This window comes from Micromonospora sp. (assembly GCF_048594385.1).
Taxonomy (GTDB): domain Bacteria; phylum Actinomycetota; class Actinomycetes; order Mycobacteriales; family Micromonosporaceae; genus Micromonospora; species Micromonospora wenchangensis.
The window spans coordinates 1-7,486 of sequence record NZ_JBMDWU010000594.1; the positions used below are offsets into that span (position 1 = coordinate 1).

7 protein-coding genes and 1 pseudogene are annotated in these 7,486 nt (G+C 69.0%); 4 read left to right on the plus strand and 4 right to left on the minus strand.

Annotation, left to right across the window (positions count from 1 at the left end; genetic code table 11):
• Window positions 1–82: 82 nt before the first annotated feature.
• On the minus strand, window positions 83–898 hold the full coding sequence (locus tag ACOJTC_RS30950) for an inositol monophosphatase family protein (protein WP_420119532.1): 816 nt from the start codon (window positions 896–898) through the stop codon (window positions 83–85).
• A 66-nt stretch (window positions 899–964) separates the two neighbouring features.
• Here ACOJTC_RS30950 and ACOJTC_RS30955 point away from each other — a divergent pair, with 66 nt between their 5' ends.
• Complete coding sequence (locus ACOJTC_RS30955) at window positions 965–3,973, plus strand: hypothetical protein (RefSeq protein WP_420119533.1); 3,009 nt, start codon at window positions 965–967, stop codon at window positions 3,971–3,973.
• 122 nt (window positions 3,974–4,095) lie between these two features.
• On the opposite strand, the gene ACOJTC_RS30960 is transcribed toward ACOJTC_RS30955, so the two are convergent.
• Window positions 4,096–4,473, minus strand: coding sequence for a winged helix-turn-helix transcriptional regulator (locus ACOJTC_RS30960; RefSeq protein ID WP_363657052.1), 378 nt, complete (start codon window positions 4,471–4,473; stop codon window positions 4,096–4,098).
• Window positions 4,474–4,589: 116 nt separating this feature from the next.
• On the opposite strand from ACOJTC_RS30960, the gene ACOJTC_RS30965 reads away from it, so the two are divergent.
• Together ACOJTC_RS30965 and ACOJTC_RS30970 are read left to right on the plus strand one after the other, a co-directional pair.
• Window positions 4,590–4,955, plus strand: coding sequence for a DoxX family protein (locus ACOJTC_RS30965; RefSeq protein WP_420119534.1), 366 nt, complete (start codon window positions 4,590–4,592; stop codon window positions 4,953–4,955).
• Window positions 4,956–5,013: 58 nt separating this feature from the next.
• The gene (locus ACOJTC_RS30970) at window positions 5,014–5,448 is read left to right on the plus strand and encodes a hypothetical protein (RefSeq protein ID WP_420119535.1); all 435 of its coding nucleotides are present in this window, start codon (window positions 5,014–5,016) and stop codon (window positions 5,446–5,448) included.
• Here the strand turns inward: ACOJTC_RS30970 and ACOJTC_RS30975 are convergent.
• Both ACOJTC_RS30975 and ACOJTC_RS30980 read right to left on the minus strand, forming a co-directional pair.
• Window positions 5,422–5,853, minus strand: a complete 432-nt coding sequence (locus ACOJTC_RS30975) for an NUDIX domain-containing protein (RefSeq protein WP_420119536.1) — start codon at window positions 5,851–5,853, stop codon at window positions 5,422–5,424. The two genes, ACOJTC_RS30970 and ACOJTC_RS30975, sit on opposite strands and share 27 nt — an antisense overlap.
• Before the next feature lie 78 nt (window positions 5,854–5,931).
• Window positions 5,932–6,606, minus strand: a pseudogene (locus tag ACOJTC_RS30980) (uridylate kinase).
• Window positions 6,607–6,792: 186 nt separating this feature from the next.
• Here ACOJTC_RS30980 and ACOJTC_RS30985 point away from each other — a divergent pair.
• The coding region (locus tag ACOJTC_RS30985; RefSeq protein ID WP_420119537.1) for a phosphotransferase at window positions 6,793–7,486 on the plus strand (694 nt) is incomplete at its 3' end.

Below are 7,486 nucleotides of genomic sequence, written 5' to 3' on the forward strand. Positions count from 1 at the left end.
TTTCTGCGACGTCATGCCGCTGCCTCCCTGGGTGACTGCTTTGCCTCGTCCTGCCACCGCAGGGCCCTGTCGGGGCCGCCGTTCATGCGGATACCGGTTCGGATGTGAGACGTTGTTTGCGGATGAGGGCCAGCAGGGCGATGTGGGTCTGGCTGTCGGCAGCCGCGACGAGTCCTCCGGCACCCGTGTGTAGCGGTTCGCCGTTGATTCCGGTGACGACGCAACCGGCTGCCTGGCACAGGGCGATTCCGGCGGTGAAGTGCACGCTGTCGCGTAGGTGGCCGTCCGTGACGTACGCGGCACGGCGTCCGGCGGCGACCCAGGCCACCGCCAGGGTGGTGGATACCACCCGGGGCCGGAACCGGTGGATGAAGTCGTCGTCGGCCAGCAGCCGGGCTGCCAGGAAGCTGTTCCTGTTCGGGAACGGCGGGTCGAGATTGACGTCGACCAGGTGGGACTCCGCCGACGGGACGAGTTGTGCGTCCGTCCCGCCGGTGCGCAGGTACGCGGCATCGCCGTCGGTCCAGAACACCTCGCCGGTGAACGGGTCCGCCGAGGCGGCCACGATGGTGGCGGTCCCGATCCGCAGGGCCACGTTGACCGAGACCAGCATGTTCCGTACGGCGAAGTTCAGTGTTCCGCACAGGGGATCGACCAGCCATGTGCGGCCGTTGCCTGCCGGGCCGGTGCGTCCGCCCTCCTCGCCCAGCACGACGTCGTCCGGGCGCGCCGCGCGTAGGACATCGATGATGACCTTCTCGGCATCGAGGTCGGCGATGGTGGCGAAATCGCCACCGACCTTGTCGAAACGTGCCAGGGCCGAACCGTAGTGGGAGCGTACGGTCGCGGCACCGGCCTGCGCCGCCTCGATGGCCAGGGCGTGGTCGCTGATCGACATGGCTGAAGGGTAATGTCGCCGAGCTGCGGGCGCGCACCGCGCGCCGGCAACGGTCGGTCAGGAACAGTGTCGGTTGCCCCGTGGTCACCCTCCGAGCGGCCTGATCCCGCACCTTCGAGGGCGTCGAAAATCGCCCCTACGGATTGCGCTCCCCTCGCTACGATGACGCCCTCGGCGTCGATAGAGACGCCGCCACGGGGGAGGGTACAAGTCCATATGAGACGCCTCAGAGCGGCCATACCGCTGACGGTTCTTGCGGTTGTGGCAGCCATGGTGACCACCGGTTCTCCGGCCTCGGCCGCCGACTCGTTCGATGTGACGCTGAAGAGTTGGGCCTATCTCGACTCGCAGGACCCGGACGCGAAGGTCGTCGATGCGGCGGTGGCGCCGCCGGTCGGAACCTCCCGCGACGAGGCCGACCGGACGCACATCTACCGCTCCTACTTCACCTACGACCTGACCACGCTGAAGGGCACGGTCGTCCACAGCTCATACCTGTGGACGAACGAGAAGACGGTCGTCGACTGCTCCGTCCCGGCAACCATCGAGGTGTGGCGGACCCGCCCGGTCAAGAGCAACACCACCTGGCTGCGTCCGCCGGCCGAGATCGACAAGCTGTTGACCGCCAAGCGGGGTGCCGGCGCTGCCTATTGCCCCGGCTACCTGGGTTTCGACATGGTTGCCACGCTCAACGCGGCGCTCAGCCGGGGTGAAAAGAGCATCACCCTGGAGTTCCGGGTCGCCGCCGATCAGGAAGGCGTCGGGTGGACCGGTCGTACCTTCGACAAGCCGGTGCTCAGTGTGACGGTGAACCACCCGCCCACGGTCACGGACCTCAAACTGAAGTACCCGGACCGGCCGTGCGGCACGCTGGCCAAGCCGTCGCCGGCAGCACGGAACACGGTCTTCTCAGCCACCCCCAGTGATGCGGACGAGGGCGACCACCCGACCGTGCTGTACGCGATCTGGCCGGTCGACCATCCCGACCAGCGTCGCGAATTCCACGACTACTACGGCACCGACCTGAGCCAGTACGCGGACGGTACGGTCCTCGCCTGGCAGGCGCAGGCCAGCGACTACTACGACCAGGGCCCATGGAGCAGGATCTGTTACCTGGTCATGGATCTGACCGCACCGGCCGATCCGCCGGAGGTGTCGTCGCGGACCTATCCCGAGGGTGACTCCCCGGGCGGTGGCACCGGCATCGAGGGAACGTTCCGTTTCGACGGGGCTGGCGACCGTGACGTGGTCGCGTTCACCTGGCGTGACTCCATGGGGTATTCCGGCCAGGTTCCGGCCCGGCACCCGGGCGGCAGGGCGACCCTGAAGTACACCCCGAAGCTGCGGTTGATCACCGACCTCTATGTCGCGTCCGTCGACGCGGCGGGTAACCGGGGGCCCGAGAAGAACTACCGGTTCCGGGTCGCCGAGACGGCACCGCGCGTCGATGTCGTCGTGCAGGGCGTCGGCCTGCCGAGCACGATCACGTTCATCGCGTCGAAGCCCGAGACCACCGCGTTCGGGTACCAGCTCAAGGACGGCGCGGAGGTCCGTCTCCCGGCGGTCGACGGCAAGGCCACCGGCCCTGTCACGTTCACCACCACCGGCCTGATCGAGGTGGCTGTCCGGAGCTACGCCAACAACAAGCTGATCGGGCAGGAGACCCTGCAGGTCTGGGTCACCGATGCTCCCGGCGTCGAGTCGGCGGAGTTCAACCTGGACACCGACCAGGTCGCGGGCAAGGTCGGCTCGTTCCGGTTCACCCCGCACAGCAACGATGTCGTCGCCTACGAGTACAACCTCGACGACGAGTGGAAGACCATTCCGGCAGCCGACGACGACACCGCCGTACTGCCGTGGACGGCGACGCCGGGCTGGCACTCGATGGTCGTCCGGTCGGTGCGGGCGGACGGGTCCACGTCGATGGAAGCGGACTATCAGTTCAACATCATCGACAACCGCCCGACCGCCTACGCCAACGAGTTGAGCTACTGGCCGCGCCGGGACGGCGTCGGCGTGCCGCTGAGCGTCGAGTTACAGAGCCGACTGCCGAACCTGACCGGATTCGTCTACCGGTTCGACGGCGGCGCCGAGCAGACCGTGCCCACCGGGGGCGATCCGTACGCTCTCATCACGGTCACGCCGACGCACGCCGGCGACAACACCGTGGTCGTTCAGGCGTTGCTGTCGGACGGTTCGCGCTCGCCCGCCACCACCTACACGTTCGGCATCTGGTCCGGCCCCGTGGTCACGCAGACGCCGGAGGGCGACGGCACCGTCGGTCGGACCGTGACGTTCACTTTCCATCCGGGGCTGCCGGACGTCGCCTCCTACCGCTACTCGTTCAACAGCGCCGACGAGGAGACCATCCAGGCCGGTCCCGACGGCACCGCGACGGTCACGTACACGCCGGGCTCGTGGGGCTACAACGACGTGCGGGTCACGAGCGTCGGCGCGGACGGCACCGAATCGGACCTGCGGATCGCGCCGTTCAGCGTTCGGGACAACAAGGTCGCCGTTTACAGCACCTACGACTGGTCACGTGTGGGGATCGGCTGGACCGGATACTTCTATTTCAGCACCCAACTGTTCGGCGAGGTGACCGAGTACCACTATCGGGTCAACGACGGTCCGGAGCAGATCCTGCCGGCGAGCGCCGACGGTACGGCGACACGGGTCGCGGTGCCGTTCGAACGCAACGGTACGAACACGCTGCACGTGCAGAGCTCGACGGCGGGCGGTGAACTCTCGCCCGTGACGGACTACGACTTCACGGTCGGCGATGCGCCCTACGTCGTGAGCGTCCAGTATCCGAGCGGCACCTGGTCGGGCGGTGCCGGTGTCCCCGGCACCTTCGAGTTCAGCGGCGGCACTGCGGGAATCGTGTCCTTCTCCTGGCAGATCGACGACGGCCCTTCGACGGACGTGCCGGCTGACAGCCAAGGGAGGGCGTCGATCACCTACACGCCCGCGCAGAACTTCGAGACGCACACCCTGTCGGTGACCGGCCACAAGGCGGACGGCACGGACACCGACGTCACCCGCTACAACATCTACGTCTCCAACGGCACCTGACGCCGGTACGAGGACAGATCTCGCAGGTGTGGGCGACGGCAACCTCTGATCCCCGGTGACGTGGGGCCCACCGCCGCAACGGTGGTGGGCCCCGCAGCCTCCATGGAAACAGCCTTCCGACGTCATCCTGTCCCGGTCTGGTGGAGGGCCCGACTCGCCTCGATGTGGGGGACGTGTTCGATGGCCCAGCCGGCGAGGGCCAGCGCGGGCGGGATGAGGCTCTTGCCGGTGGGGGTCAGCGCGTACTCCACCCGGGGCGGGACCTCCGCGTACGCCGTGCGGGACACCAGACCGTCGTGCTCCAGATGGCGCAGGGTGAGCGTCAACATGCGCTGGGAGATGCCGGGGATCTGCTGGTGCAGCTCGGTGAAGCGCAGTGCGCCCGCGTCGAGCGTTGCCACGATCAGCAACGTCCATTTGTTGCAGATCCGGTCCAGGATCGCCCGGATCGTCCGGCCGCCGTCGCCTCGGATCATGCAGGTGTGTTCGTACTGCGACATGACCACCCCCTGTGCCTTACGCACACCCGTGTGCCTTTTGTAAGCCCTCCGATACTGACACATGATGTGGCTAGTTCCTTCTCGTAACCATCGTGTTCAGAGCTGGAGGGCCCGTCATGACACTCGCCTACTGGATCGTCGCCGCCCTGCTGGCCGTCTTCTACCTCTACGCCGGGGGCAAGAAGGTCGCCCAGAGCCGGGAGCAGCTCCGGCCGATGATGGGCTGGGTCGACCGCGTACCCATGCCGTTGGTCCGGACCATCGGGGTGCTGGAGGTTCTCGGCGCGGCCGGCCTGGTCCTGCCGCCGCTGACCGGGATCGCACCCTGGCTCGCGGTCGCGGCGGCCGTCGGGTTCGTCCTGATCCAGGTCGGCGGCATCGCGGTGCACCTGTCCCGGGGTGAGACCCGCCAGATCGGGCTCAACATCGGTCTGCTGGTGACCGCCGCCGTCGCGATCTGGCTGGCCACCACCTGGGTCTGAGCCGCACGAGGGTCGTCCGGCCCGCCGACGCACCGCCCACACCGGGCAGAATGCCGGGATGGCAATCGACAGGTCCGGAAAACTGTGGCGCGGGGAGAACGTCGACGACCTCGCCGACTACCTCCGTTACTTCGCGGCCGGCGGCTACCCGGTCGCCACGGTGGTGGAGTCCCGGTGTGCCGGGTGCGACGGCCGTGCCTTCCGCGTCGACATCGACGAGGAGGAGGCGACCCGGCGGACCTGCCTCGCCTGCGGCGCGGTCGCCTTCATCGGCGACAGCGCCGACTACTGGGACGAGACCGGTCACGAGTCCTGCTCCTGCCCCTGCGGGGGTGAGCAGTTCGCCGTCGCGGTCGGCTACGCGCTCGGTGCCGACGGCGAGGTGCGCTGGATCAGCGTCGGCCTGCGGTGCCTCGACGACGGCACGCTCGGCGTCTACGCCGACACGAAGATCGACTACCTGCCGTCACGCCACCTCCTCGATCAGGCGTGAGGCGGGCGGCCGGTCGAGGGCGCGGAGCAGCGCCGGTAGGCCGCCGTGCACGAGGGGGAGGCCGCCCAGCTCGCTGAGCCCGACCCAGGCGAGGTCGTCATGCTCGTCGGGCGCGCGGTTGGTGGGGGAGCCGAGCCAGGCTCCGACGTGCCACACACCCACGCGTACGGCGTCCTCGCCGCTGCCGGACCGCAGCTCGCCCAGCCGGGAGCAGGACTCCGCAACGATCTCGACGCCGACCTCTTCGCACAGCTCACGGGCGAGGGCCTGGCGTTCGGGCTCGCCCGCGTCGACGTGACCCCCGGGCAGATCCCACAGATCCGGGTACGCCAGGCGGGCCGGACTGCGGTGCACCAGCAGGACCGCGTCATTCACCACGAGCGCTCCGCAGACGACTATGTGCATGCCGGGATCCGACCACACGGGTGGGACAACTCCTGGCCCTCGCAGCCGGTCGGGGTGGCGTAGTCGGATCGAGGGCGGTCAGCGGGTCCGAACCGTCCAGGCGGGCTGCTGCGGCTCGTCGTTGTGCACGACGATGTCAGCGTGATCGGTCGGACGGACCGTGGTGAAGTAGAACTCCTGGGAAGGTAGGTAACGCTCGCGCCAGCGCCGTTCGACCTCGGCCCGGGAGGATGCCCGGCGCTCGCGGACGACGGCACGCTCCACGGTCTTTTCCGGCGTGGCCGACACGAAGACGCGTAGCTCCCACCGATCAATCAGTTCCGGGCGCATGAGGAAGACGCCGTCGAAAACCAGCACGGCGTCGGTGGCGGCAGTCGTCACCCACGGGGACAGTGCGGTGTCGGTGGTGCCGTCGTAGACGGCGGGTCGGAAGCGCCGGTCTCCACCCGGACCGAGCGGATCGAGCAGAACCCGGTTCAGCGCCTCGCGGTCGTGGGCGTCGAAGTAGCAGCCTTCGGCCGACTACTCGCCGCGTGGGTAGCGCTGTGCCCGAGGGAAGAGGAAGTCGTCGATCGTGGCGCGGATGACATCGCGGCCACGTTCGCGCAGGACGACTGCCAGTTCGTCGGCGAGCATGGTTTTGCCGGCGGCGGGCGGCCCGTCCACGGCAACCCGCGTCGGGTGCTTGACGGCGATGGTCCCGACCGCATCAGCCAGACGGCCGAGCAACTCGTCGCGGGTGCCCTGGTCCATATCCCCGCCCTGTCCCCACCGCTCGGCGTGGAACCCGATGACCGTTCCCGGTGCCAGCCCAGCCCATCGCCGACAAGCTGACTGGCGCACCTTGTGACTTTATCGTCGTGAATGCCGGGTCGTGGTCGGGCCCGGTCGGACGAAATTCGGTGTCGTCGGCGTCGTGACGCCCGGTATACCGGGCAGATGCGTGAAGAGGTGCTTCCCGGCGGTAACACCACGGGTGCCGTGTTGATCGATGGTGTCGTACACAAGCGGGCGTCGCGGTGGACGACCACCGTGCACGCGGTGCTGCGGCATCTGGAGGATGCCGGGTTCGACGCCGCCCCCCGCGTCCTCGGCTTCGACGACCGGGGCCGCGAGATGCTCAGCTATCTGCCGGGGGAGACGATCGGCGGCCGGGATCCCTGGCCCGACTGGGCGAGGGCCGACGCGATGCTGGTGCAGGTCGGCCGGTGGCTGCGCCGGGTCCACGACCTGACCGCCGACTTCACCCCGCCGCCGGACGAGTGCTGGTTCGTCGGCCGCACGATGGGCCCCGGGCTGGTCGTCGGGCACCAGGACGCCTCCCCCTACAACGCGGTGGTGGACGGTGACCGGCTGGTCGGGTTCTGCGACTGGGACACCGCCGGCCCGTCGTCGCGGGAGTGGGACCTGGCGTTCTCCGCGTTGACCTGGGTGCCGCTGGCCTCACCGCGCGACGGCAGCCCGTTGACCGACGACGACCTGCGCGAGCGGGCCCGCCGGCTGCGCCTGCGGCTCGACGCGTACGGCTACGAGGGTGACCGGGGTGGGTTCGCCGCCGCCGTGCCGCAGCGGGCCCGGCGGCAGGCGGGCGTGATCCGTCACCTGGCCGACGCCGGGGATACTGCGGCGACCG